Annotated in this window: 25 protein-coding genes and 3 pseudogenes; 20 read left to right on the forward strand and 8 right to left on the reverse strand. The window is 37.8% G+C overall.

Features of this window, described 5'->3' with window-relative positions; genetic code table 11:
• Positions 1-149: 149 nt before the first annotated feature.
• Both IPU53_RS07625 and IPU53_RS07630 read right to left on the reverse strand, forming a co-directional pair.
• The gene (locus tag IPU53_RS07625) at positions 150-791 is read right to left on the reverse strand and encodes a histidine phosphatase family protein (protein ID WP_207449499.1); all 642 of its coding nucleotides are present in this window, start codon (positions 789-791) and stop codon (positions 150-152) included.
• Positions 792-816: 25 nt separating this feature from the next.
• Positions 817-2,568: an alpha-glycosidase gene (locus tag IPU53_RS07630; protein WP_207449501.1), complete on the reverse strand. Its 1,752-nt coding sequence runs from the start codon at positions 2,566-2,568 to the stop codon at positions 817-819.
• A 302-nt stretch (positions 2,569-2,870) separates the two neighbouring features.
• On the opposite strand from IPU53_RS07630, the gene IPU53_RS07635 reads away from it, so the two are divergent.
• Positions 2,871-4,175, forward strand: coding sequence for an ABC transporter substrate-binding protein (locus IPU53_RS07635; RefSeq protein WP_207449502.1), 1,305 nt, complete (start codon positions 2,871-2,873; stop codon positions 4,173-4,175).
• 20 nt (positions 4,176-4,195) lie between these two features.
• Complete coding sequence (locus IPU53_RS07640; protein WP_207449503.1) at positions 4,196-5,215, forward strand: LacI family DNA-binding transcriptional regulator; 1,020 nt, start codon at positions 4,196-4,198, stop codon at positions 5,213-5,215.
• Positions 5,216-5,488: 273 nt separating this feature from the next.
• Here IPU53_RS07640 and IPU53_RS07645 read toward each other — a convergent pair whose 3' ends face one another.
• Both IPU53_RS07645 and IPU53_RS07650 read right to left on the reverse strand, forming a co-directional pair.
• Positions 5,489-8,119 carry a transglutaminase domain-containing protein gene (locus IPU53_RS07645; RefSeq protein WP_207449504.1) on the reverse strand — a complete coding sequence of 877 codons (2,631 nt, stop codon included), beginning with the start codon at positions 8,117-8,119 and terminating at the stop codon, positions 5,489-5,491.
• Positions 8,116-9,126 carry a carbohydrate-binding family 9-like protein gene (locus IPU53_RS07650; RefSeq protein WP_207449577.1) on the reverse strand — a complete coding sequence of 337 codons (1,011 nt, stop codon included), beginning with the start codon at positions 9,124-9,126 and terminating at the stop codon, positions 8,116-8,118. The genes IPU53_RS07645 and IPU53_RS07650 overlap by 4 nt, the downstream gene beginning before the upstream one ends.
• Positions 9,127-9,503: 377 nt before the next feature.
• Between IPU53_RS07650 and IPU53_RS07655 the strand changes: the two genes are divergently transcribed.
• The 15 genes and pseudogenes from IPU53_RS07655 to IPU53_RS07720 all read left to right on the forward strand — a co-directional run bounded on the left by IPU53_RS07655 (position 9,504) and on the right by IPU53_RS07720 (position 18,999).
• Positions 9,504-10,196 carry a class I SAM-dependent methyltransferase gene (locus IPU53_RS07655; RefSeq protein ID WP_207449505.1) on the forward strand — a complete coding sequence of 231 codons (693 nt, stop codon included), beginning with the start codon at positions 9,504-9,506 and terminating at the stop codon, positions 10,194-10,196.
• Between the two features lie 51 nt (positions 10,197-10,247).
• Positions 10,248-10,445: pseudogene (locus IPU53_RS07660) on the forward strand (hypothetical protein); the annotation flags it as partial.
• A gap of 21 nt (positions 10,446-10,466) precedes the next feature.
• Positions 10,467-10,925, forward strand: coding sequence for an NUDIX domain-containing protein (locus tag IPU53_RS07665; RefSeq protein ID WP_207449506.1), 459 nt, complete (start codon positions 10,467-10,469; stop codon positions 10,923-10,925).
• An 85-nt stretch (positions 10,926-11,010) separates the two neighbouring features.
• On the forward strand, positions 11,011-11,835 hold the full coding sequence (locus tag IPU53_RS07670) for a metallophosphoesterase family protein (protein ID WP_207449507.1): 825 nt from the start codon (positions 11,011-11,013) through the stop codon (positions 11,833-11,835).
• Positions 11,836-11,919: 84 nt separating this feature from the next.
• Entirely contained in the window at positions 11,920-12,576 is a 657-nt protein-coding gene (locus IPU53_RS07675) for a nucleotidyltransferase domain-containing protein (protein ID WP_207449509.1), read from the forward strand.
• 41 nt (positions 12,577-12,617) lie between these two features.
• Positions 12,618-12,755 (forward strand): hypothetical protein, encoded by a 138-nt coding sequence (locus IPU53_RS24865; RefSeq protein ID WP_242698128.1) that lies wholly within the window; start codon positions 12,618-12,620, stop codon positions 12,753-12,755.
• 1 nt (position 12,756) lies between these two features.
• The gene (locus IPU53_RS24870; protein WP_242698129.1) at positions 12,757-12,948 is read left to right on the forward strand and encodes a GNAT family N-acetyltransferase; all 192 of its coding nucleotides are present in this window, start codon (positions 12,757-12,759) and stop codon (positions 12,946-12,948) included.
• A gap of 97 nt (positions 12,949-13,045) precedes the next feature.
• Positions 13,046-13,390 (forward strand): ASCH domain-containing protein, encoded by a 345-nt coding sequence (locus tag IPU53_RS07685; RefSeq protein ID WP_207449511.1) that lies wholly within the window; start codon positions 13,046-13,048, stop codon positions 13,388-13,390.
• A gap of 22 nt (positions 13,391-13,412) precedes the next feature.
• Entirely contained in the window at positions 13,413-13,853 is a 441-nt protein-coding gene (locus IPU53_RS07690) for a GNAT family N-acetyltransferase (protein WP_207449513.1), read from the forward strand.
• 544 nt (positions 13,854-14,397) lie between these two features.
• Positions 14,398-14,733, forward strand: coding sequence for a hypothetical protein (locus IPU53_RS07695; RefSeq protein WP_207449515.1), 336 nt, complete (start codon positions 14,398-14,400; stop codon positions 14,731-14,733).
• A gap of 205 nt (positions 14,734-14,938) precedes the next feature.
• Positions 14,939-15,203, forward strand: a pseudogene (locus IPU53_RS07700) (dihydrofolate reductase); the annotation flags it as partial.
• Between the two features lie 127 nt (positions 15,204-15,330).
• Positions 15,331-16,077, forward strand: coding sequence for a class I SAM-dependent methyltransferase (locus tag IPU53_RS07705; RefSeq protein WP_207449517.1), 747 nt, complete (start codon positions 15,331-15,333; stop codon positions 16,075-16,077).
• 104 nt (positions 16,078-16,181) lie between these two features.
• Positions 16,182-17,558, forward strand: coding sequence for a VanZ family protein (locus tag IPU53_RS07710; RefSeq protein WP_207449518.1), 1,377 nt, complete (start codon positions 16,182-16,184; stop codon positions 17,556-17,558).
• A gap of 27 nt (positions 17,559-17,585) precedes the next feature.
• Positions 17,586-18,419: a class I SAM-dependent methyltransferase gene (locus tag IPU53_RS07715; RefSeq protein WP_207449519.1), complete on the forward strand. Its 834-nt coding sequence runs from the start codon at positions 17,586-17,588 to the stop codon at positions 18,417-18,419.
• Between the two features lie 22 nt (positions 18,420-18,441).
• The gene (locus IPU53_RS07720; protein WP_207449520.1) at positions 18,442-18,999 is read left to right on the forward strand and encodes an AAA family ATPase; all 558 of its coding nucleotides are present in this window, start codon (positions 18,442-18,444) and stop codon (positions 18,997-18,999) included.
• A gap of 239 nt (positions 19,000-19,238) precedes the next feature.
• Here the strand turns inward: IPU53_RS07720 and IPU53_RS07725 are convergent, their stop codons facing one another.
• Positions 19,239-19,943 carry a class I SAM-dependent methyltransferase gene (locus tag IPU53_RS07725; protein WP_313886457.1) on the reverse strand — a complete coding sequence of 235 codons (705 nt, stop codon included), beginning with the start codon at positions 19,941-19,943 and terminating at the stop codon, positions 19,239-19,241.
• Positions 19,944-20,190: 247 nt separating this feature from the next.
• On the opposite strand from IPU53_RS07725, the gene IPU53_RS07730 reads away from it, so the two are divergent.
• Both IPU53_RS07730 and IPU53_RS07735 read left to right on the forward strand, forming a co-directional pair.
• Complete coding sequence (locus IPU53_RS07730; RefSeq protein ID WP_207449521.1) at positions 20,191-21,174, forward strand: nuclease-related domain-containing protein; 984 nt, start codon at positions 20,191-20,193, stop codon at positions 21,172-21,174.
• Between the two features lie 320 nt (positions 21,175-21,494).
• Positions 21,495-22,607: an AbrB family transcriptional regulator gene (locus IPU53_RS07735; protein ID WP_207449522.1), complete on the forward strand. Its 1,113-nt coding sequence runs from the start codon at positions 21,495-21,497 to the stop codon at positions 22,605-22,607.
• 188 nt (positions 22,608-22,795) lie between these two features.
• On the opposite strand, the gene IPU53_RS07740 is transcribed toward IPU53_RS07735, so the two are convergent.
• A complete protein-coding gene (locus IPU53_RS07740; RefSeq protein ID WP_207449523.1) occupies positions 22,796-23,068 on the reverse strand; it encodes a DUF2277 domain-containing protein in 273 nt (90 codons plus the stop codon).
• A 125-nt stretch (positions 23,069-23,193) separates the two neighbouring features.
• On the opposite strand from IPU53_RS07740, the pseudogene IPU53_RS07745 reads away from it, so the two are divergent.
• A pseudogene (locus tag IPU53_RS07745) lies at positions 23,194-24,008 on the forward strand (class I tRNA ligase family protein); the annotation flags it as partial.
• Between the two features lie 42 nt (positions 24,009-24,050).
• On the opposite strand, the gene crcB (IPU53_RS07750) reads toward IPU53_RS07745, so the two are convergent.
• A complete protein-coding gene (crcB, locus tag IPU53_RS07750; RefSeq protein WP_242698130.1) occupies positions 24,051-24,410 on the reverse strand; it encodes a fluoride efflux transporter CrcB in 360 nt (119 codons plus the stop codon).
• Positions 24,407-24,793, reverse strand: coding sequence for a fluoride efflux transporter CrcB (crcB, locus tag IPU53_RS07755; RefSeq protein WP_207449527.1), 387 nt, complete (start codon positions 24,791-24,793; stop codon positions 24,407-24,409). The genes crcB (IPU53_RS07750) and crcB (IPU53_RS07755) overlap by 4 nt, the downstream gene beginning before the upstream one ends.
• Between the last annotated feature and the right edge of the window lie 14 nt (positions 24,794-24,807).

A 24,807-nucleotide genomic window follows, 5' to 3' on the forward strand; every position in this document is an offset into this window, starting at 1 on the left:
AATTAAATAGAGTGACAAGAATAAAAATCTCACATTCCCTAATGAAGTGTGAGATTTTCATATTATTTAAACGTCATCAGCCGCAGCCTAAAGGAGTATTCAAAACTAACACCAATCGTGTCGCAATTGCTGCTTGTTCATAGAGCATTTTAGTTAAGAAGTGATTCCTCACTCAAATGCTCTGTCGATCCATAAGCAAATGTCCATTTATCATTTGAACGTACATATTTGTTTAGCGCGCACATTTTGAAATTAAAGCCATCCAATGGTTCAGGATACATTAAAGCTTTTGCACCCGATTCCGCAGATGCCCAATGACCGACAACTAAAATGGTGCCATCGTAATTCTCCATGATTGCATCCAATGTTTTTTTCACTCGATTTAATACATCTACCTCATAATCAATTTCAGGATATGTCGGACGAACAAGTGATTCATAATTAGGGTTTACATTTGGAAATATAGACAATGCTTCTTCTTTGGATATGGTTTCAGGATAGTCAGGAAACCAATCCTGATTAAGATGTTCTATAAATCCATGCTCTATATTAAAGGATTTATCTAATTTTTCCGCAACTTCTTGTGCTGTTTGCAGTGTTCGAAAAAAAGGTGAGCAAAAAATATAGTCTACATTCTCCTTCTTTAAAAATTCCCCAGTCTCTTCCGCTTGAATAATGCCGCGATGTGATAAAGGGATATCCTTCTTTCTTTTCAAGTAATGCCGACAATATTTATTATCATCAACATCAAGTCTGATACCATGTCGCAAAAATATAATTTCATTTACCATGTTGAACACCTCTTATTAGCTGTAATTATTTATTTGAAACTTCTAATATAGCAAATCCCTTTGCACGCAGATCTACCATTTCATGATGCAGCTTATTTCCAGTCCATAAGTCTATTGTTTGCCCCCTGAAAGGAGCAGGTAATGGAAAGGATTCTACTTTTTCGGCTAGATTAAAAATCACTAACACTTTTGTCTCTTCCGTTTCTTTGATAAACGCAAAGCAATTTGAATTCGGCTCCCCAGACAAAAAGCGGAGATTTCCTTTATTTGCCAGTAAAGGCTGCTTTTTGCGGAGGGCAATTAATTTCTTAATATGCTCCAATAGATGCTGGTCTTGTTTGTCACTCTCCCAAATCATACATTTTCTACAGCCGGGGTCTTTGCCTCCATCAATGCCAATTTCATCTCCATAATAAATGCAAGGTGTGCCAATAAAGGTTAAAAGGAATGTGAAAATTTGTTGCACCTTTTGTTTGTCTCCGGCACACTCATGCAAAACCCGGGGTGTATCATGGCTTCCAACTAAGTTGAATGCGTTTGCGTTTATAGGGGAAGGATACTTATGAATCACCGACGTCATATTCTCAACAAAATGATTACAGTCAATGGTTTCTTTGGCAAATAAGTCAAGAATATTCCGGGTAAAAGGATAATTCATAACAGCATCAAACTGATCTCCGCGTAGCCACGGCATTGCATCATGCCATATTTCACCGAGTATATATAAATCAGGTTTTATTCCTTTAACAGAACTGTGAAAATCCTTCCAAAATGTATGATCTACTTCATTTGCTACATCAAGTCTCCAGCCATCAATATCAAATTCTTCAACCCAATAGCGTCCTACACGTAACAAGTAATCTTTTACCTCTTCGTTTTGTGTATTTAACTTCGGCATAAAAGGTGTGAAGGCAAAAGTATCATAATTAGGCATTGGCTCAGTAGACAATGGGAAGTCCCTAATATGAAACCAATTTTTGTACTTAGAGGCTTGTCCTTTTTCAATCACATCTTGAAATTGTGGGAAATAAAAGCCTGAATGATTGAAAACAGCATCAAGCATCACCTTTATCCCATTATCATGGCAAACTTGTACCAATTGTTTCAACGTTTCTTTGTCACCGAATTGTGGGTCAATCTCTAAATAATCGATGGTGTCATACTTATGATTGGAATAAGCTGTGAAGATTGGAGTAAAATAGATCCCTGTGATCCCAAGTTCCTTTAAGTAGGAAATATGATCAATTACGCCCTGTAAATCTCCACCAAAAAAGTTATCAGCCTTTGGCTCACAACTTCCCCATGCAAGTGTTCCTTTGGGATCGTTTTCAAGGTTCCCGTTGGCAAATCGTTCAGGAAAAATCTGATACCATACTGTTTCCTTTACCCATTCAGGTGCTTGAAACGTATCGGAAGTATGAACGAAGGGTATTGCAAAGTAGAATGCCGTATCCTTAGGTTCTTGTTCCGAAAATCCGCCTTCTCCAAAATAAACCTTTTTTTCTCTATCGCTAAGCTCAAAACCATAACGAAGCCGGCGATAAGGAGGTTTAATGACTACTTGCCAATAATCAAAAAACTGGTCTGTACCCGTTTTTTTCATCCTCAAGTTTTGATTCTGCCATTTTTTGTTAGACCAATTGTAGGGATCTCCATAAATGATTTGGACGGTTTTACAATCGCCTTTTTGGGTTTGAATCATAATATTTACACTACCATCAATGCAAACGTATGCATAATTATCAACTGGCCTATGTATAACAGAAGACTTATTCACTTCATCATTCCCTCCTTATGAATAATCTCTATTCGACTATAATGTAGACTATATGTGAGATGGTTGTCAACAAAAAATTAGAAAGATTTGTAATTTTTTGTTGACAAATTGCTAAATAGAGTATAATTTATAGATGATTTAGTGAAAACGTTTGCGCAAACGTATTATCATTGTGTTATTAAGATGGGCGATAAGAAGGAGCTGATTATAAGGCCTTTCGTAGCCCGACAAGATTATTTTATAAATAAGCTAAAAATAGCAAAAACAATGTTTAAATACACTATAATAGGAGTGAGTGAACGATGAAACGTTGGATAAGCGGGATAGTTTACTTGTTTGTATTTTCTTTACTGATGGTTGCTTGTAGTCCGAAATCAACGGAACAAGCAGCGGAACAAGAAAATGGAGAGAAAAAGCAAGAACCAGTAACTGTAACCATGTCAGCATCCCATGTTAATGGGGAATGGTTAGAGGAAATGAAGGAAAAGGTTGAAGAGAAATTCCCTCATATTACGCTTGAATTAGTCGATGTACCATCTGTGAATGATGAAGAATTTGCGGATCTGATATATAAAGGCGCAGTTCCAGATATTCTTTCGGTCAGGGAACAGCGCAGAGATTTTGCAAAAATAAGAGAATATGAGTTAGAATATGATTTTGAAGAGATAATCGAAGCAAAAGGCTTTGACTTATCTGTTTATGATGAATCTATTATTGATAGTTTACGAAATGCGACACCAACTGGAGGCATTGTAGGCTTACCCTATCAATCCAATTATTTTTCCATTAATTACAATAAAGATATCTTTGACCGTTTTGGGATTCCATACCCTGATGAGCCAATGACATGGTCTGAGGTTATAAATCTGGCAAATAATATGACGCGAGAAGTCGATGGTGTGCAATATCATGGGCTCACAATGAATTCATATCTCGCTTGGTTTATGTTCACCCAGTTTGAAGAGAACTTAATTGATCCAGATACGAATGACGTTAATGTCATCAATTCAGCAGCGATGAAGGACATCTTTGACATGCTCGATGACTATGCCTCGATTCCAGGTAATGTGCCAGATGGGGAATGGGGTGGAGTTTTTGAAGAGGGCAATGTAGCAATGGAGGTGAATTGGGCGAGAAATTATGATGTTGAAGAGGGGATTCCAGGAGTAACCTTTGATTTTGCCCCATTTCCTGCATGGGATGCCAATCCAGGTGTTGGTGTTGAACCAAATGTCTCTTCATGGATGATCATGGATACGTCAGAACATAAAGACGAGGCGTTTGATGTGATCGCCTATCTCACCTCTGCTGAAGTTCGTCTTTCCTATATCCGGAAGGGGGCGGTTCCTGCGCTTGCAGACCCAGAAATTAAAGAACAATTTATGGCAGATATTGAGAACTCGGAAGATTATAATCTAGCTGCGCTAGAAGAACTCACACCATCAAGTGGACCACCTAAAATTAGCCTTTTTGAAAATGAAGCTCCCCTTCGCGAATTAATGGAAAAGTATGTAATTGAAAAACGGGGGACAGATGTGAATTCGTATTTACGTGATGTTGAGAAGGAGTTAGAAAATTATGTTATTGATGAAGAGGGAAAGGAATAAAACTTGAAAGCAGGGGTAACATGTCAATAACCATAAAAGACGTAGCCAAGCGTGCAAATGTTGCTCCCTCTACTGTTTCAAGAGTCATTGCTGATAATCCAAGAATTAGTGATGTAACGAAAAGGAAAGTAAGAAAAGCAATGAAGGAACTTGGGTACCATCCTAACCTGATTGCGAGAAGTCTGGCTAATAAATCAACTAGTGTAATTGGCATAGTGATGCCGGAATCCGCTGATGTTATTTTTCAAAATCCTTTCTTCCCAAGTGTATTGCAAGGGTTGAGTGAAAGCGCTCATGAAAAGAAATATGCTCTGCAGATGACAACAGGAAAGACGAAGGACGAAATTTTTGATGAAGTTGTCCAGATTGTTCAAGGTAGACGAGTTGATGGTCTTGTGTTATTAAATTCTCATGTAGAAGACCGTTTAATGTCTTATTTAATGAATGATGATTTTCCCTTTGTTGTGATTGGAAAACCATATAAGCATGAGGAGCGGATTATCCATATTGATAATGATAATTTTCGCGCAGCTAAGGAGGTAACAGAGTATTTGTTAAGCTTGCATCACGAAAGGATCGCTTTTATCGGTGGACATCGGGATCTAGTCGTCACAGTGGATCGACTTCTTGGCTATGTAAAGGCATTAAGAGAGGCAGGGATTGAGCTGCATGATTCTTATATTGTTCATGCAGAATTCTTAGAAGAAGGTGGAAGAGAAGCAATTGTTGAATTTTCGAAGCTAGACAAGCCACCTACTGCATTAGTTGTAACAGATGATTTAATGACGCTCGGAGTCTTGCATACACTTGATGAAATGGGCATTTCCGTCCCAGAAGAGATGTCGATTGCTAGTTTTAATAACGTCTTTCTCGCCCAAATCACACACCCGCCGTTAACTTCGGTGGATATTAATATATTTTCATTAGGCTATGAAGCCGTCAAAAATCTCATTTTAAAAATTGAAAATCCTAAAGAGCCAGTTAAAAGAATTATCATTCCCCATCAACTGGTTTTGCGCTCATCCTGCGCACCGCTTTAAAAGAATTACTTGAAAAGACCATTTTTAGTAGAAAACTAGAGATGGTCTTTTCTTTTATACTAAAATGCTGATAACAGTAGGATCCCCATTAAGTAGAAATCTAATTTGATCATTATGTAATAAAGATATGGAAAATAAAAAGGTATGAGCTTGACACATTCTAATATAGAAATTGTTAAATTCGATGAGCCCTTAGAAGCAATATCTCAGTCAATCAAACCAAGCATTAAGTCAATCCGAAGCAGGAGAGTTCTACTTCGGATTGACTTATGTTTATTCTGATATTTGTTTGTAAATATCGATTGCTTCTTTTGAGATACCTAGTTTATAACCCTCTGAAATATGACGAATTTGCAGATTCTCATCGACTACATATACAATCGGCCATTCGTTTCCAACCTTTTTGTCTTCTGATATTGCCTGTCCAATTACATTTAAAGTCTCTTCGCTGGTAGTCTCTTTTAACAGCACCATGTTGCTTGGCAAATCACCTGCGGCCTGAAGTTGTTGGGCTGTTCCCCATTTTTCTTCTCGAACGAAGCCGTTTATTTGGACATCGAGTGCTTCCCATTCAGCTTTCATTTCTCTAAGCTCTCGGAGTAAGTGTTTCGATGGTTCACGGTCTGGTTCAAGCCAAACAAAGATGGTTCCTTTTGCACCGATATTTTGAACTCCATTTAGCATGATGCCATCCACTGATTCTGCTTGATAATCCAAATTTGTCTCAGCAATTACAGGAACATCATACACATGCTTAGGAAATTGTAACGGTACAGTCGTTTCTGCGTTCGCCTTTACTTGAAAATAGCGGAAGCGAATAAGCGCTGTGCCGTCATTTAAGCGGATACTGGTTGTCAGACGATAATATCCTGTGGGTAAAGTCAATTTCTGCTGCTCAGCTTCATCAAATTTGAAAAATAAGGATTGATAGCTCCCTTTTTCAAAACGAGCAATCGTAATATTTTCCCCATACTTGATTGGTTCTGCCGTATGTTCATCTTTCTCCCATAAAACGAATCCAATTTGATCCGAGATATCAGCAGGGGTAGGATCGATTGTACTATTACGGAATTTTACATTTTTCCATAATCCGTCCACCATATATTGTGGACGCTTATCACTTGGTTCAAGCCGTGCTGGAATGCCAATCGTTCTTGCGAGCGCGACAAATAGTATATTCCGAGAAAGTGTGTCTCCTTTTTTCAATTTGAAGCTTCCAACAGGTGTAGCTGAGCCGCGAAAATAATTGACTCCCTCGACGATTTCGAATTCCCGATCTAAAAAATCTACCAAGAAAGGTGGGTGATCTAGTGCAGCTTCAACATTTTCTACTCCAAATTTTTTTAGGAAATAGGAACGATAAGATGTCAACATTTCAAAGTCCACACGTGGTCGTAAAACATACTGAGCAAAAATTTCATCATCAAGTTCAGGAAGTATGCTATCTTTAATGATCATTGCTTGGATTAGATGGTCAGCTAATGTTGGACGAAATGTATCTGTTAAGTCTTTTTCGTTTAGAACTTCTAGAAGCCGCAAGCTCCATTCCTTGTATGGCTTAGAATACTCTTTAAGAAAGGCCGCTATTTCATGACTGTTTCCACGCGCTTTTTTTAGGACCTCCCATACTCTTGTTTTCGGTAAAGAGCACTCATCGGCAAGTTTATGGGCATCTTCCTCTGTTAAAAAGGTTGCTTCATAGCTCGCGCGAATATTAGCCCCATTTTTTACTCGATCATTATGTTTTTGTCTTTCCGCTGCTGTCACTTTCGTACTAGCATCATCTGTTGGCTCGGAAGGAGGGACCATTTTGAACTCTACTTCAGTATCAATCGGAATCTCCTTCGTTAGGGAAATCGTGATTCCGTCGGTTGCTTTGACAGCACATTTGCCAAAGCCCCATCCTTTAACACCATAGGCAGAAATATACACATCGCCAAGACCGAGCGTTAGCGAAACGGTTCCCTGTTCATCCGTTTCCTTTACAAGGATATTTCTTAATCCACCAAAATTAAATATTTGAAATTGTACTTTGGCTTGTGTAGGTTGTCCTTCTTCATCTGTGATCCGCACTTGTATCGTTTTCGTTTCGGCATAGAGATTGGTTAGATTAAGCTCAGAATACCACGGATGGGCTAAAGTAATTTCCTCGGGACCATTATAGTTGGCGCCCACTTTAGTATGAATCAACATAGCGCGTTTTGCTGGATTTTCAAACCAGCCCTGATTTAATTTTGGTTCAGGCTCACAAGCACCAAAGAAATACCATTTTCCGTCTGCCCAAGCTTCTACCCAAGCGTGATTGGAATCAGAATGAGCCCATAGTGGCGTATACACTTGTCTAGCTGGAATGCCAATGCTTCTAAGTGCTGCAACTGCAAGGGTGGATTGTTCCCCGCATCTTCCTAAAGCTGTACGTACCAATGTAAGTGGCGACACGGTTCGTGGGTCATTACCAATATAATTCGCTTTCTCATGACACCAATGATTGGTCTCTAAAATCGCATCCGCCATTGATAAATCTTGGACACGAGGATAAATTTCATCAAAAAAGATTCCTCGTGTATCTTCAATATTCTCGTTATTGATTCTATAAGGAAGAATAAAATGCAGAAAAAGTGAAGCTGGCACACTTTCCCCCCAAGGTACAACACTTTGAATATGGAAAGCTTCTCTTACATGATTTAATAATAGTGTGCCATCATAATCAGCTAAATCATTTAACGGCATGTATGCAAGCAAATATTTTAATGCGAGTTCCTCATCTACTGTCTGCGCTTCGTTTAAGATAGCGAACAATTCATTTTCTTTCCCTTTCGCCAATTCCCTTTTGTAACGAAATTTTTCTTCCATTTGCAATATAGTTTTATCATCTAATGTCATCAAACGTGTTTGCTGACTCATTTTGCCGACTCCTCCCATATCTTTCCATCTTCACGAATATAGATTCTCTTTTGTTCATCTGTACTTTTGACAGAGGCAATGAATGTGCGTGAAGTGGTTTCAATCTCCCAATCAACAGGCAGCTGCTGTTGTAATTCGTCACTAATATCGCTGGTAAAAGACTCATGTTCAGCGTAATAATTTCTCTGCCAATAATAAATTTTCCGCAGTTGCCACTTTTTTTCTTCATCCTCTGGAATCAGCGGAAGTGGTTGATTTTCTGTATCCGTAAAGAAAACATATCCCCATAATTCTGGATAATGCATATTGATCACACCTTGAGGGGACCAGACCCAGTTGTCCTCAGGATATGGTTTAGCTGTTTCAGGATTAATTTTTTTCACATACTGTCCATTTTCCACTTCAACTTGCCACTGGACACGCGAGAAGTTGACTCGCCAAAATTCTCCTGATTTTGGTGGACGTCCATCGCGTGCGCATTCTTTTAATATCTTCCATGGCATAGCAACTTCCACAGTCCACTTATGGTTCTTTTCCATTTGGTCAGGAGCATTGAGCTCACCATCAATGTGAACGGCTGTTTTCATGCCTGAAATGTCCCAGCCATTCACAGAAGGCCCTCCATCACGATAAGGTTTGATTAATAAAAGATCCCAAACCGTATTAAGAGCATTGATTTCAAATTCATAATAATGATGGGTATCGCCATCAGGGTCGATGAAAATCTCGAAATCGTTATCATGAAAGATAACAGAATCCCTCTCTGTCAATGTTGCCCAGATTTCATCTTCTATTAATTCTGCTCCAAAGTAAAAATATTCATCATCCCATAGCATTTTGACACGTGTTTGCTTATGGGGAAGGGGGTTCATTTCTCCTTCAATATCAACGAAATCTTCACTCCAAGGAGCTTGTTCCCAAAAAGGTTTATCAAGCCTTACATCTAGTTCAGGTTTTTCAGACGTTTTTTGACAAAGATATCGATTTGGTGAATAAGTTTGAATCATAGGTTCTGGTATAGCACTTTTCAATACAACACACCCTTTTTAAAATATAGCAATCGTTCTCTTTTCTAGTATAAAGGACATGGAACAGATAGCTAGGATTCCATCTTCTTTATGGTATAACATTATGGAGAGTTAGTGGAAGTATTTTGCAAAAAAAATAGAAGTCAAAAAAGCATAGAATAGTAGGCGATGTTGCTGCGGGAGATTTTGTTTTTAAGTGATCTTTAAGCAAATTCAGGTTAAGTTTTTGACTTCCCTAGGTTATGATAGAGTTAAGGTTTTGATAGCGCTTAAAACATGGCAATTGAAACACCATCGACTTAACTATCCGAGAGGAGGTTAATAATGAAACCAAAACTACGAACGGAAGCGATTACATGGCGTGGAAATCAAGAGCAGATTCAATTTTTGGTCCAATGGAGCTCGCTAAAGAAGGTTACAAGGTAACATTAACTGATTTAACTCCAAAATTAGTTGAAGTTGCTGAAAATAAAGCGAAAGAGTTTGATTTAGAAGGACAGTTTAACGGTTTTTATGCTGCTGATGCTAGAGAACTTAAAATGATTGAGGACGAACAATTTGACTCATCATTAATGCTTGGTCCAATGTATCATCTGCAAGAAGAGAATGACCGTATTATGGCAGTTAAAGAGTTAAATAGAGTGACAAAAAAGAACGGGCTTTTTTTTGTTGCCTTTATGCCTAGAATAAGATTCACTCTTACTTCGCTTTTATCTTCAAAGAATTGGAAACCAAACGATAACATGGATGCAATTCTTCAATTTTCTCAATCAGGATGCTTTAATCATGCAGACGAAGGACGTTTTACAGGAGCGTATTACTTTAATATTGAAGACATCAATCCTTTTATGGAAGCCCAGGGGTTTGAAACTTTAAATCTAATTGCTTCCAACCCAGCTTCCATATTAGCCACCGATAGTTGGAATTACTGGAGAGAGAAAGGTGAACAAGAAATTGAAAAAATAATTGATTTAATTAAGGAAAAAGCAACAGATCCATATATTTTAGGTGTTTCTTCCCATTTGCTCTATATTGGCAGGAAAAAGTAATACCTGCTATTATTTCGTAAAAATAATGGACAACGGGCAGTAATCAGCAATATAGAGGGAGATCGCTTATCAGATATAAAAGCAGCGAAAGATAATGGTCTTGTTTCAATAGGCTGCAATTTTGATTTTGCCTGCGAAGACGAACTCTCTCAAGCTGATATTGTGATTAATGATTTGATTGAGCTGTTATCCATAACAACTAGGTTAATGGGAATGAAGGCTCATGATATTATAAAATATAAAAAATGACATGAATGGGAGGGGAAGTCTGTGACAATATTGGTTAGTAACAAGGGGCATATATTTCTTGATTTTTTAAGAATAAGTGAAAAAGATATTGATAAAAATGTGATTGGTGCCCCTTTAACTCATTCGTTGGTTGTGGCGAAACATAATGAAAAGTATCTTTTGATGTTCAATAAATGGTGGAAACATTGGGAATTACCTGGTGGAATCATTGATGATGGTGAAACAGCAAGAGAATGTGCGGCTAGAGAATTAATGGAAGAAACAAATCAATCGATTGAAACTTTGACGTTTAAAGGCTTAATGAAATTTCAATTAAAACCGGACGATAGACTGGAGTATGGGGCGTTATTTAGTGGTGAGTTAATAGATCTAAATCCTTTTATAGATAACGATGAAGCAGAACAAATTATGCTTTGGGATAAGGTTACGGATATTGGTACAGTAGATGAAATTGATGAAAAGCTACTTGAATATTATTAGAGGGAGTTGAGTGAATACTAGCTAGTTCTCATACTTATAGTACTGATTATTTCAGTTTAAAATTATACTAAGAGGTTGAGAGGCAATGAAAATAATTTATGCTTCAGATATACATAGCAATAAGGACTTCTATTATCAAATTTATGACCTTATAAATAATGTTCAGGCAGATGCATTTATTTTAGGCGGGGATTTATTTGCCTATTCAACTTTACATGAAGAACAATTAACTTTTATGGAGGTCTTTCTAATCCCTTTTTTCAAATCAATCAACATTCCTGTTTCCTTAATTGCAGGGAACACTGATTTATATTCTGTATTTAAAGAATTGAGAAATCGCTTAAATGAAGAACAGTATCAATTTTTGAGCAATAAGCCACACAAAATCGGTTCGAGAATACCGATTTTCGGTTTTCCAATAATTACACCAAGCCCTTTTAAATTAAAAAACTACTTTGAAAGGCGGGATCTTGCAAATGATCATGTGATATGCGAATCCAGCTATATTGTAAATCAGACCGGAGAATTTCAAAAAGTATCAAGGGATTTTTTGAATGCCTTACCAAGTATTGAAGAGGAGATAAATACCTTTTCTGTTGCTGAAGCAATATGGGTTACCCATGTTCCACCAAGTGGCGGTGTATTAGATTTGCTTAGAAATAAACAAACTGCTGGAAGCAAAGCGATAAGACAAAAAATAATGAAAGAAAAGCCCATTCTTTCCTTACATGGACATATTCATGAATCCCCGAGGATGTCAGGAAAATGGTATGAGGAGATAGGAGAAACACTTTCAATAAATCCTGGACAGGGTAATGAATTACACGCTGTGATAATCGACATTGATTCTACCACAATGAATGTTAAACATACTGTTTTTGGAGAGATATCAAAACCCTTACTCCAATAAAGAGAACTTTAGTCACACCGTTAAGTTAAGTGCACGTAATATAAAGATGAGAATATTCGAATTGAATAAAAAATGAGGTGCAGGATGGAAGTTATATCCAGTGTGAGAACATTTCTAGACGATGCAAATTTCAAATGGGCTATATGTGGTGGGTATGCTATTGAATTGTTTATTGGGAAAAATACAAGAGCGCACATGGATGTTGATATTCTTGCGTTTTGGGAAGATCGACCAAATATCATTACGTTTATGATAAATAAAGGTTGGAGAGTTTTTGAAGCTTGTGGCGGCGGAAAGGTAATTGAACTATTCGATGCTTCTGGAAGTCAAATGAAACGAAATTTATTTTGTATTCCAGACAATAACACTAGGTGTGCTTTACAACCAACAAATGAAATCAATGTATATCAATTTTCAATTAAAACTAATGAACAAATAGATTTAGATTATATAGAATTTCTATTTAATCAGAAGGACGAAAATTATTTTTACTATGTGAATGACGTTTCTATAAAACGATCTTTGGATGATGCATTTCTCAAAAAAGAGGGAATTCAATATCTGTCTCCAGAAATTGTTTTATTATATAAATCAACCTATTTAAACTCAATAGATGCAACTAAGCATAAACACGATTTTAAAACATCCTTGCCTCTTTTATCCATAGAACAAAAACAATGGTTAAAAAGATCACTTCAAATATGTCAACCTGATACTCACGAATGGATTTCTAAACTATAAAACAAGCCACAGTAAATAATATTGAGGTACTAACATCACTTATGGAACAACTTGGTTATCCTACTACAATTGAAAGTATGAAGGCACGAATGAATCATATTGAAGCGAGTCCCGAGTACCATACATTATTAGCTTCATATGATGGAGAAGTAATTGGAATGATCAGGCTATTATTATGAGATGGATGGCTTCTATATTCGTATTGTTGCTTTTGTGGTGGATTCCAATTATCGTGGTAAAGGGATAGGGAAAAAACTTTTAGCAGAAGCAGAAAGCTGGGCAAGAAGAATTGGGGCTACTGGAATTGGATTAAATAGCGGAAACAGACCCGAAAGATTTAATGCTAAATTATATAAGAGTATGGATATATAGAAAAAAGTATTGGTTTTGCAAAAAGTCTGATCTAGAACTTTTTTCAAGGAAATAACGAGGATGCTTTGCTTTAGATAAACGAACAGGAGTGAAGGTAATGGAACACAAGATGGGACTTTATGAAACACCTTTTAATTCCATGAAGTCAGGCAGAAAAACGGTGGAAGTAAGGTTATACGATGATAAAAGGAGAAAACTAAACATAGGGGATACGATAAAGTTTACAAAACTTCCAGATAGTCATGAGACGTTAGGGGTTGAAGTGGTCAAATTAAGGCAGTATCCAACATTTAAAGAAATGTACGAAAGCATCGCTGCAAGTGATTTTGATGCTGTTGGTGATACAGTTGCCAAAATGGTTAATCAGACTTATAAAATATATACTCCAGAAAAGGAGAAGGAGTGGGGGACTGTGGCCATCACAATAAGATTACTAGATTAAGTGAAATCTCTATCAAGGAGGGATGGCTTTGAAGTGTGTAAATATTGTTGGCTTTCCTGATCAGCAGTTACTTAATCAGATTCTAAGTCTGCATGAAACAATTTTCAAGGATTCTGACATGTTCATGAAGAAGGCGAAAGATAAACCGAAACTTCTTTTTACAATCGGATTTAAAGAAGGAGAAGTGGTAGGATATAAAATTGGGTATGAACTAAATTCGGACACTTTTTATAGTTGGCTTGGAGGCGTTGATGAACACCATAGAAGCCAGGGGATTGCTTCTAAACTAATGAAGGAACAACATTTGTACATAAAAGATAAAGGCTATAAGATCGTCCAAACTAAGACAAAAAATAAATGGCGCAACATGCTTATTTTGAATATAAAATATGGCTTTGATGTAGTTGGTATAGATACAGCTAAACCAAGTGATCCGAAAATTATCCTTGAAAAAGCTTTATAGTAATCGAACATACCAATCTTTAGAATTTTAAATTAGTAAATTTGAAAAGTTCGGTATAGGTGTTAGACATTCCCTATTTTAGAAAAACATAGCACTGTCTAAATAGGTTTAAACAACTTTCTGAAGTAGGAGGTATGGAAATGGATAGCCTGTGCTCAAATGTTTAAGCACAGGTTCTTCGCTATGCCTTCTTTTTATGTGTGAGGAATAGGCTTGGGATGAAGATGAACGCAAGGATAATGGCGGATACTAAGAATCCGGCATGGTAACCTTTTAAACCATTGATAATCGTATGTTAAATTTAAGTAAATTATGTGAGTCAGCATTACATGATTTTTTCGTGGTGATGTCGAAAAATGTCGAAAATTATATTTGACTGCAATTAGCGAAATATGTAAGATTTTATCTAGGTCTATCTTCCTGTTTTACCTGCGTTTTATTCTCCGATAAATGAAAGCCTATTCATTCCATGAAAAACTCTACAATTTTTCTACAAACGCACATTTCCTAAGTTTAAATATATTTTAAAGGAGGAGTTATATCAGTGGGCCACGATATCTATTCATATAATCAAAGAGGGGAAATATTGCAGCATGTACGTTTCACTGCTGGAGATATTTATGCCCCTTGGTTCTACGATTTGTTTGATGCCCATCAATATAATGGGGGAGTGAGTGGCATCGGCGCAACTCTTAACCTATCATCTACACAAGTAGAGGAAGCTTTAAAAAGATTTATGCAAATAGCGGATCACGCCTTTTTATATGAGAATAGCAAAGGGGAGATCTTTGATTGGCAACAGAAATCAATTTTAACATTTATCGAAACCTGCCTAAAAATTGCCCGTGAAGAAGGCGAGGTAGAAGTAACCTTTGCCTAATAGATAATCCTCTCATCGATCCAATGTCAAGCAATGATTAAGGGTAAAAGGGAGAAAATAAACATATAGGTTGGAAGATAGACTTGCCTCAAAAACGTTTCTTCATACATAAAATGTTATACTGAAAATAAAGGTTTTCATCGTACAGTGAATATAGATAGTAAAATAGCAATTCAGAAATGATTAACAAGGGTGTGAGGTTTTTATGAATATGTCTCTTATTGTGGCAATGGATAAAAATAGAGTGATTGGTAAGGACAATGAAGGACAATGATATACCGTGGAGGATTCCAAATGATTGGGAATATGTAAAAAACACTACACAAGGACATCCAATCATACTAGGTAGAAAGAACTTTGATTCCATTGGAAGGGCTTTACCTGGTAGAAGAAATATCATTCTAACGAGAAACAAGGAATTCAGCGACGATGATTGTGAGATCGCGTATTCAGTCAAGGATGTTTTGAAATCCTTATCACTATTATTTCCATGTTTATGAAAGAATCTTATAACAATAAAAAGTAGTAGATTACTACCGTTTAAGAGTGAGACAAACGAGTTTTTTCGCTATCTTAATAACAGGAGTTGCATAATCGATGAAACAAAATAAATATGATGATCCAAATTTCTTTTCTGCATATGAACAAATGCCACGGTCAGTGAAAGGTCTTGAGGGGGCTGGAGAATGGCATATAGTAAAAGAGTTAATTGGGGATCTAAAAGATAAAAATGTCCTTGATTTAGGTTGTGGCTTTGGTTGGCATTGCCGATATGCTCGTGAGCAGCAAGCACGAGCTGTAACAGGGGTAGATATATCCAAAAAAATGATTGAAAGAGCCCGTGAAATGACAAATGATCCTGCCATTTCTTATATAAGAGCGTCCATTGAAGATATCGATTTTTCCGACGCTCAATTTGATATTGTCTTTAGCTCACTGGCTTTTCATTATATTCAGTCGTTCCAAACAATCTGTGAAAAAGTTTATGAATGCTTAGTCCCTGGAGGAAGTTTCGTTTTCTCGGTGGAACATCCCATTTTTACTTCTCGAAATGAACAAGATTGGTATTATGATGACCAGGGAAATCGTCTGCATTGGCCTGTTGACCACTATCAATCAGAAGGAGTACGGGAAACAAACTTCTTGAATGAGAGTGTGACAAAATACCATCGTACCATTTCAACCTATATGAACGATTTAATTTCATCAGGCTTTATGATAAAAGCAGTGAAAGAATCCGTTCCTGCTGATGACATGTTAAATGACCCCGAAATGAAAGATGAAACCCGCAGACCGATGTTTTTAATGATCGCTGCAGAAAAAAACATAGTTGATCCATCATAGTGAGATCAGGATACATATTCTATCAGGCGCAAAATAGTGCACCTGATTGGTAATACATAAGAGAAGTGAAAAGAACCAGATGAAAGAATAAAAGGAGATAGAAAATGAGGTTACAAGAAATCATCGGAATTATTAAAGGGAATTTTACTTTAGCTTTAGCTGCGGTCATAGTTTTAGGGATTTTCTTTTTTCTTGGGTATGTCATTGTCTATAGAAAACTTTTGGGTGGGAAGAAACGTCTTTCGAAAAAACAGCTGCTTCTTACAAGTTTATTTATAGGCTATTTTATTATGGTGATGGGTGTGACTTTCCTCAATAGAGGTTCAACCTATTCCGGTGGGGTGAATTTAGCCTTTTTTAGTTCATACCAAGAGGCTTGGAATAGTTTTAGTGTTAGGGAATGGCAGTTTTTGTATTTAAACATCTTGATGTTTGTGCCGTTTGGAATCCTCCTTCCGCTATGGCATGCTCGCTTTCGAAGAGCGAGGTGGACGATTGGGATGGCGGCGATATTTACACTTTTCATTGAAACTTTTCAACTTTTAACAGGATTTGGTATTTTTGAGTTGGATGATCTATTTAATAATCTGTTGGGTGCAATTATTGGTTATGGGGTCATTATGGCCATCCTGACGCTCAAAGACAGGGGAATCAAGCACTCTTTATTATATTTATCCCCTCTATTACTAGTGGCCCTCCTATCTGCTAGTATATTTGCCTATTACTATACGAAGGAATTTGGAAACCTTATCATTATGCCAAATTATAAGATAAATATGGCTAGTGCCACGATCACGAATGATGTGCAGTTGGACGATCAAAGAAAAAATGTTCCGATTTATAAGGCACCAAGCTATACAAAGGCTTCTGGGGAGGAATTTGCTGTAGGTTTTTTCGAGAGAAAGCAGCTTGATACAGAGGATATAGAGGTTATATCATATCCAGATGATGCTGTGTATCGGATTGAGGGGTATGATATATGGTTTGAATTTTTAGATGGAAGTTACCGTTATACAGACTTCTCCAGCTTTGATGCAGCACCAAAAGATACGGATGAAAAAACATTAAAAGCAAGCGTAACAGCATTCGGGATAGATATCCCCGAGGATGCCGATTTTCAAAAAGTCGATACAGGCATATATGAATGGACGGCAGATAAAATAGTCAACGGGAATCAACTTATAGATGGTGTTTTAAATGTACAATACTATCATGATGATACATTGAAGAGTATTGACAATCAGTTAATCACTTATGACAAGGTAAAGGACGTCCAAATAAAAAGTGAACAAGAAGCATATGATGAAATTTTAGCCGGAAAATTTAAATATTCTTCTGAGAATAATAGGATCGAAACCTTACATATTGATCAAGTAGAAATCAGCTATTATTTGGATTCCAAAGGCTATTATCAACCAGTATATACCTTTCAAAGTATAATCGACGGCAGGGAAATGACGATCTATATTCCGGGGATATGAAAGGTTTTGTAAAGGAGGTTTAAGCAAATGAATCAATTTAACTCTACTTATAATATTTCTCGTTCCAATATTGGGGTCGAGGATGAGGTTGATAGACTTCGAGTGCAAGCGTTGATGAGCTGGGAAAAAGAATTTAGAAACCTTAAGTGGTTTGGCTTATCTGATGGGATGAAAGTGTTAGAAGTTGGTTGTGGACCTGGATTTGCAACCGAGAAGCTTGTGGAGCACTTACCAAAAAGTGAAATTTCAGCATTAGATATTGATGATAGCTTGTTAGCAAAAGCAAAACAACGATTAAATAAGATAACTGATAGAGATATTGAAATTATCCAAGCTTCTGTGTATGATACAGGACTTCAAGATAATGGCTATGATTTTGTTATTGCACGCTTAGTTTTTCTACATCTTTTCGAGCCTAAGAAAGCGGCTTTAGAAATATTTAGAGTATTAAAACCAGGAGGCAAACTCGTGATCATGGATGTAGATGATGGCATCTTTGGCATTATTGAACCAACAATGGAGAATTTCCGTTCAGTGATCGATAAGCTTATTGCGATGCAAGGGGAAGCAGGGGGAAATCGTGAAATTGGACGTAGTTTACCGCGAATACTTGAATCATCGGGATTTTGTAATGTTGAAATGGATGCCATCTCTGTACATAGTGATTTAGTTGGCGTAGAGTTGGTTAAAGAGCAATTTAATCCCAAGAGATTCGAAGCATTTTATAAAAAAGGCTCCCTCTCTAAAAGTGACTTTCAAAGCATTGAAAAAGCATTTGAAAATTTGCAGGATAATCCTGATTCCTTTGCGATGATGATTTTTTTTATGGCTTGCGGCACGAAGCCTATATCAGGTACTTAAATCGGATTAGGAGGGGTTCTCATTGAAATTTGTTCTGTTATTCGGTCCCCAAGCTGTTGGGAAAATGACAGTAGGGCAAGAGTTAGCAAAAATCACGGAGTTGAAATTATTTCATAATCATATGACGATTGATTTACTTGAGCCTTTTTTCGGGTTTAGTGCGGAAATGTGGAGATTATCGACCTTATTCCGTGAAGAGGTATTTAAAACATTTTCCCAAAGTGACCAATATGGTATGATCTTTACATTTGTATGGGCCTTCAACAAAAAAGAGGATTGGGAAGCTGTAGAAAAAATTTGCACTATCTTTCGTGCTGAAGGTGCTGAAATATACTTCGTTGAGCTAGAAGCAAATGTAGAAGAAAGGCTAAAACGGAATCAAACACCGAATCGACTTGAACAAAAACCAACGAAACGAAATATCAAACAATCGGAAGAAAACTTATTGAGCAGCATGGACACGCTGCGGTTAAATTCCGAAGCTGGGGAAATAAAAGAAGAACATTATTTGCGAATTGATAATACAGAACTAAGCGCTGTAGAAATTGCTGAGATGATTAAACATCGATTTCGCTTATAAATCGATCCATATGTATTTTGACATGAATCCTGATGCTTGCCGGGAAAGATTGGTTAAATTCATTCTTTCACTTGTTGGTGAGTGAGATTTTATGAGTTAATAAGGATGTCGGACCGATAGAAATTCGGAAAGGAGGCTGGTAACAGTGAACACAAAATATGAGGTGATTTCCGCTTAGCGGAAGTCGAAACGCAGGGGCCGCATTGATGGCGGCCTCTTTACATTTTTATTCGCTGTAATTATTTTATCCCGAGACGCATGCGATAGCTAAAGAGGATGTCTTGGATTTCGCCACCGAAAGCTTGTTGCACATGGTGTTGGAAGGCGGTGATCGCATCGTGAAGGTCATTAGCACCTAATTTTAGTGCCGTCTGCAGTCCCCCTTGGCTTAAAGCAATATTGGCATAGCGAGTCGCATCACACTGTTCCCAACGGTGAAATACAATTTCTTTAGAAAAAGAAAAAAGCTGAGAGTCACAAATTTGTTGAAGATGTTCATCTTTATTCCATTTAAACGCTAATTGTTTGGTGGGTGCAAGTTCGGTCACACGAGATTCAGCAAGCGCAATTAGTGCTTGATAATGTTCTTCTATCTCCTTTGTAAAAGATGGTGGCCAGTCACAATCATAGGCGGCAAAGACTCCACCAACGCGCAGAACACGAGCAAATTCACGCAATGTGGGTTGTGGGTCCATCCAATGAAAGGATTGGGAACAGGTGAGAATATCGACGGAATCAGCATCCATATCTAACTGATCAGACAGCCCCTTCACAAATCGAAGATTATTGGGTTCCTCCTGGGCTCGCCAATGAGCGAGGGCCGCTTCACGCATATCATCATTCGGTTCCACCCCAATAATATCCTTCGCTTGATCTAACCAGATGAAAGATGATAATCCGGTTCCACAACCGACATCCATCACGCGATTAGGTTCTTGAGCCACATACCTCGTTAATATTTTGACAATATCATTTGGAGGGACGGGACGAGTTTGATCATAAAGCTGGCTGTAGCCTAAAAAAGCGCTCGATATTATTCGTACGAATATCCTGCATATGTTTCTCATCCTTTCTTTTTCTCATACATCGTTGATATGGTTATAGCACAGTAGGATTTAGAACATATATTAAGGCTAAACTTGTACTTTTCAACTATTGAAGTACAATCTATTATAAAAGAGGTGTGATCACTTGATACAAAAAGAAAGAGCAATTCCTATTAAAATCTTAATTTTGGAGGCGATACTCAGAAGAATTTCAGAAACCCATCCAGCTAGAGCTCAATTGGCTGAAGAGTTGGGCAAACGTTATGCGGGATATCGAGGAGAACAGATTTTAGATTATTATACGAAACATCTTCCACTGCAGAAACACCACTTTATCTTTCACGATCTTCGTTTGCCCATTTCCAATCAGGCCTGGTTCCAAATGGACACGCTGGTTTTATCCCCATGTTACATACTTATTCTAGAAGGAAAACATATGGCTGGAAAATTACACTTGGAACCGCAACAATTAATCAGAGAACTACCTAATGTAGAAGAATCATTTCCTAACCCGATTATCCAAATAAAGAATCAACAATACTTTTTAAAAGTATTATTGGAAAAACACTCCTTTGCTTTCCCCTCAAGCGATGCCTTCGTTGTTATCACCAATCCAAAATCGATTATTTTACCCAATCCTGATTACGAGGAAGTAGCGGACAAAGTCATTCGCCCGCAAATGTTAAGATTTTGCTTTGAACAGATGGAGAAAAAATATAACAAGGTAATTTGGAGCGATAATGATTTAAGTGAAATTTCACAACGTCTGCTACAATTGCATAAACCTGATGAACCAGACCTGTTAAATCAGTACGGCATAAGGAAAGATGAATTGATTCAAGGAATTTACTGTGAGGACTGCAAACAATTTTCGATTAAAAGAATAAATCGCAACTGGAGATGTCAGATGTGTCATAGAAAAGATGAGAAGGCATTTATTAGAACACTTCTTGATTATCGTTTATTAAGGGGAGATACAATTTCAAATCGAGAATTTCGAGCGTTTTCCCATGTTTCTTCTATCCATATTGCATCCAAAATGCTCACATCTTTAAATTTGCCAGCTAGAGGTGAACGGAAAAACCGACATTACGAACTATCTTTAGATAATTTGCTTAGTTTGCTCTAGAAGGCTTGGTTAACTCCTCAAACTCCCGTAAAACTCACCAACGGCTAATAAATCGAGTGCGACAGCTAAGAAGAGGGCATCAACGGCTAATAACAGGTAGCCGATTGCTAATAAATGTATTGCAATCGCTAATAAAAACCCTGTGATGGCTAATAAATTTTATCCCGTTGCAACTACCCGCAAACCTTTAAAACGTCATTTAAATATAAATGCTGTATAGTAGGAGATAAGAATTTGTAGTAGATAGTTGCCGATCGGTCTTGCAGGCATATGTTGCAGGACTTTTATAAGGGCAGTTGAAAGAAGGGTTACCATTTTATATGCAATTTAAAAAACTTATTTTTACATTTCTGATCGCCGCTATTGGCGGAGTCGTATTCCAATTTCTCAAAATCCCTGTACCATGGTTATTGGGGCCAATGATATCTGTATTTCTTGCGATTAATCTACTTCGGTGGCCTTTGCTATGGCCTGGTTCACTGCGCAATACAGGTATGATCATTGTTGGCTACACAATTGGTCTATCCATGACTGGCACTGCTCTGCACGAAATGGGGCGGCAAATTCCATACATGCTTTTCATGACGATTTTATTACTGGTGTTTTGTGCAGGGATTGCCTATGTTGTTTCTAAGATTTCTGACAGTGATTATCGAACCGCCTTATTAGCGAGTATACCAGGTGGACTTTCACAAGTTTTAATTTTGGCAGAAGAAACGAAGGGAATTCATCTCGGAGTAGTAACGATCACACAGGTGATTCGTCTGATGATCATTATTATTGCAACGCCTTTGATTGTGATGCTTCCGTTTTTTCGCGATCCGGCTGATGCTCTAGTCACCACTGAATCTGCGCTTCCACCTGATATAGTTGGAAGTTGGGCAGGTTTATTTCCACATTTGCCACTCTTTGCAATCGTATGTATTGTTTTTGCTTTTTTGTGTATCAGAATTAAAATGCCAACTGCTTATTTAATTGGCCCTGCGATCGGTACAGCAATCTTGCAAGCAACTGGCATAGTGGGTCCAGTTTTGCCTTCTGCTCTGCTCAATATCGCGCAATTGCTGATCGGGACATATGTTGGCCTGCTTTTGAAACCGCAGGATATGCCGCATACCTTCAAAACCTTTGCGATTGCGATTGGGAGTGGCTTGTTGCTAGTGGTGGGTGGGATTGGTTTGGGGTTATTACTCACGCTCATTCAACCAATTTCAAAGGCTACTGGGTTGTTAAGTTTAGCTCCTGGAGGAATGGATCAAATGGGTATCATTGCCCATGCTATTCATGCTGATTTATATATTGTTTCCGGGTATCAACTTTTCCGTACGTTTTTCATCTTTTTTGCTGTTCCTCCATTAGTAAAATGGTTGTTTACGAGAATGGAAAGGCGAAAAGGGAGAAGACAAGCGGGAAGCTTAGAAAAAAATGCTTGATATTTGGAAGTACTATCACCAATATATTATCCTAATAAAGGAATTTCTTAGCTGTTGGATAACTTGTGTGACGTGACGGTTGATCTCTACCACCACGAGCGATCCAACAGCTTACTTTTAGCCGATTTTACTATAAAGTGAACTAAAGCCAGGCAACGAAAGTCTCTTGGCTCAAATTTTTACTTGTCTTAGCTCTTTCCAAATCTTTTTTCATTTCTAACGCGGGCCCGTTCTGCTTCGATCTCGCGATCACGAGGCGTGGCGCTGGTAACGAGCGAGTTTAGTAGCTGTTCCGTATTATGGGCAATGTTTTCAACCGCATTATGAAAAGCTTGTTCGTTTACTTTAGAGGGTTTTTGATAACCTGAGACCTTGCGGACAAATTGTAGGGCAGCTGCTTGAATTTCGTCCTTTGTAGCTGGAGGATCATAGTTAAATAACGGCTTAATGTTTCGACACATGAGGAATCATCCTTTCTTTCGAAGTATTTTTAAAATAATTGTATCATAATTTTTTAAATCTAAAGAGTCGTGGCAATATGTAAAACTGTTTTTTTATACAAAAAATGCTTTTTTCGTTTTCTAGTCGATTTCAACAAGCGTTAGAAGCGTTGGTGAGGCAAGCGAAACGAGATAATCGTTGGCGAGAAAATGCAGTGGATTTAACGGCGAGATATTTAAAAGAAGGAGTGCTAGATCGCACTGTAACACGGGATTTGCCCAATGGTATTGATGTACCTGTACCAGAATTTGCTCATAAGAAGATCTATGTATGGATAGAGGCTGTTGCAGGTATCTAACGGCAAGTCAGGAATGGGTAAGGCAGAAAGGCGAAAAACTTGAGGAGTGGTGGAAGGAAGATACTATTGCCTATTATGTTCATGGAAAGGATAATATCCCTTTTCATACGATTATTTGGCCATCCATTCTCCTAGGGTTGAAGCAATCTCCTATACCCACTCACATCATTTCGAATGAATATTTAACGCTAGAGAAACGGAAACTTTCTACAAGTCAAAATTGGGCCGTATGGGCTCCCTATATTTTAGAGCATTACCATCCAGATTCGATTCGTTATTTTTTAACGATTAATGCACCTGAGAATCGCGATACCGATTTTTCCTGGCGAGAATTTATCTATAGCCATAACGGGGAGTTGCTCGGTGCATTTGGAAATTTTGTTAACCGCACATTGAAATTTTTGGAAAAGTTTTTTGAAAGTTGCGTTCCGCAAGGCAGGGTGAACGAACCGATTCAAACGGAGACCGAGCGTTTATATCAACAGGTTGGAGAACTGATTGAAACAGGTCATTTTAAAAAGGCGTTAGAGCTTATTTTTGATTATATCCGTCAAGCCAATAAGTATTTTGATCAGGAACAGCCTTGGCTCCAGATGAAACAAGCTGGATTGGCTGAATAAATGACCGATTTACACATCACGGGTCTACAGTCTGCCGATTAGTATTCCAATAAAAGCTAGGAAAATTCCGAACGTGTAGCTAAGGCCAAGATAGAGCACAAGGGTTTTCCATTTTTTCTCCGCATGAAGTTGGATATTTTCTAATTTGAATGTGGAAAAGGTGGTAAAAGCGCCTAAAAAACCTATTCCCAAAAGGAGTTGTAGTGAATGCTCAAGATTTGCTCCAATGATTAGGCCAAGCAAAAAGGAGCCTACCAAATTTACAATGAGTGTAGCGAGTGGAAAAGAAGAGGCATCCTTTCTTTTGATCCTATTGCTTACCCAAAAGCGAGCGATGGCACCAAAGAAACCTCCGGCTGCTACCAAACAGAAGGATAGCGTCATACACTCATCCTCCTTTGGCGAGAACCGAAACGATAACCAAACCATGAAAATAGTAAGCCACCCCATACACTGAGCAGGAGATAAAGCAAGGCAATTCCCCATTTAGCATCAATCATTAATTCTACCGTTTCCACACTAAAGGTAGAAAAGGTAGTGAAGGAACCAATCAATCCTGTCCCAATGGATGGAATCATGACAGGATTGAGAAATTTCAAACGTGGTAATGAGAGGGTGAGCCAACCTAAAATAAAACTCCCTAACATATTTGTTAAAAAGGTCGCTATGGGAAAATCATAGAACCACACATGTTGAAAGGATAGACCGATGGCATAGCGCAAACAAGCTCCAACCATGCCAGCTATACCCACCGCAGTATATTTCATTGCGATTCACCTCT

Source organism: Bacillus sp. SD088 (genome assembly GCF_017355205.1).
GTDB lineage: Bacteria > Bacillota > Bacilli > Bacillales > Bacillaceae_C > Lederbergia.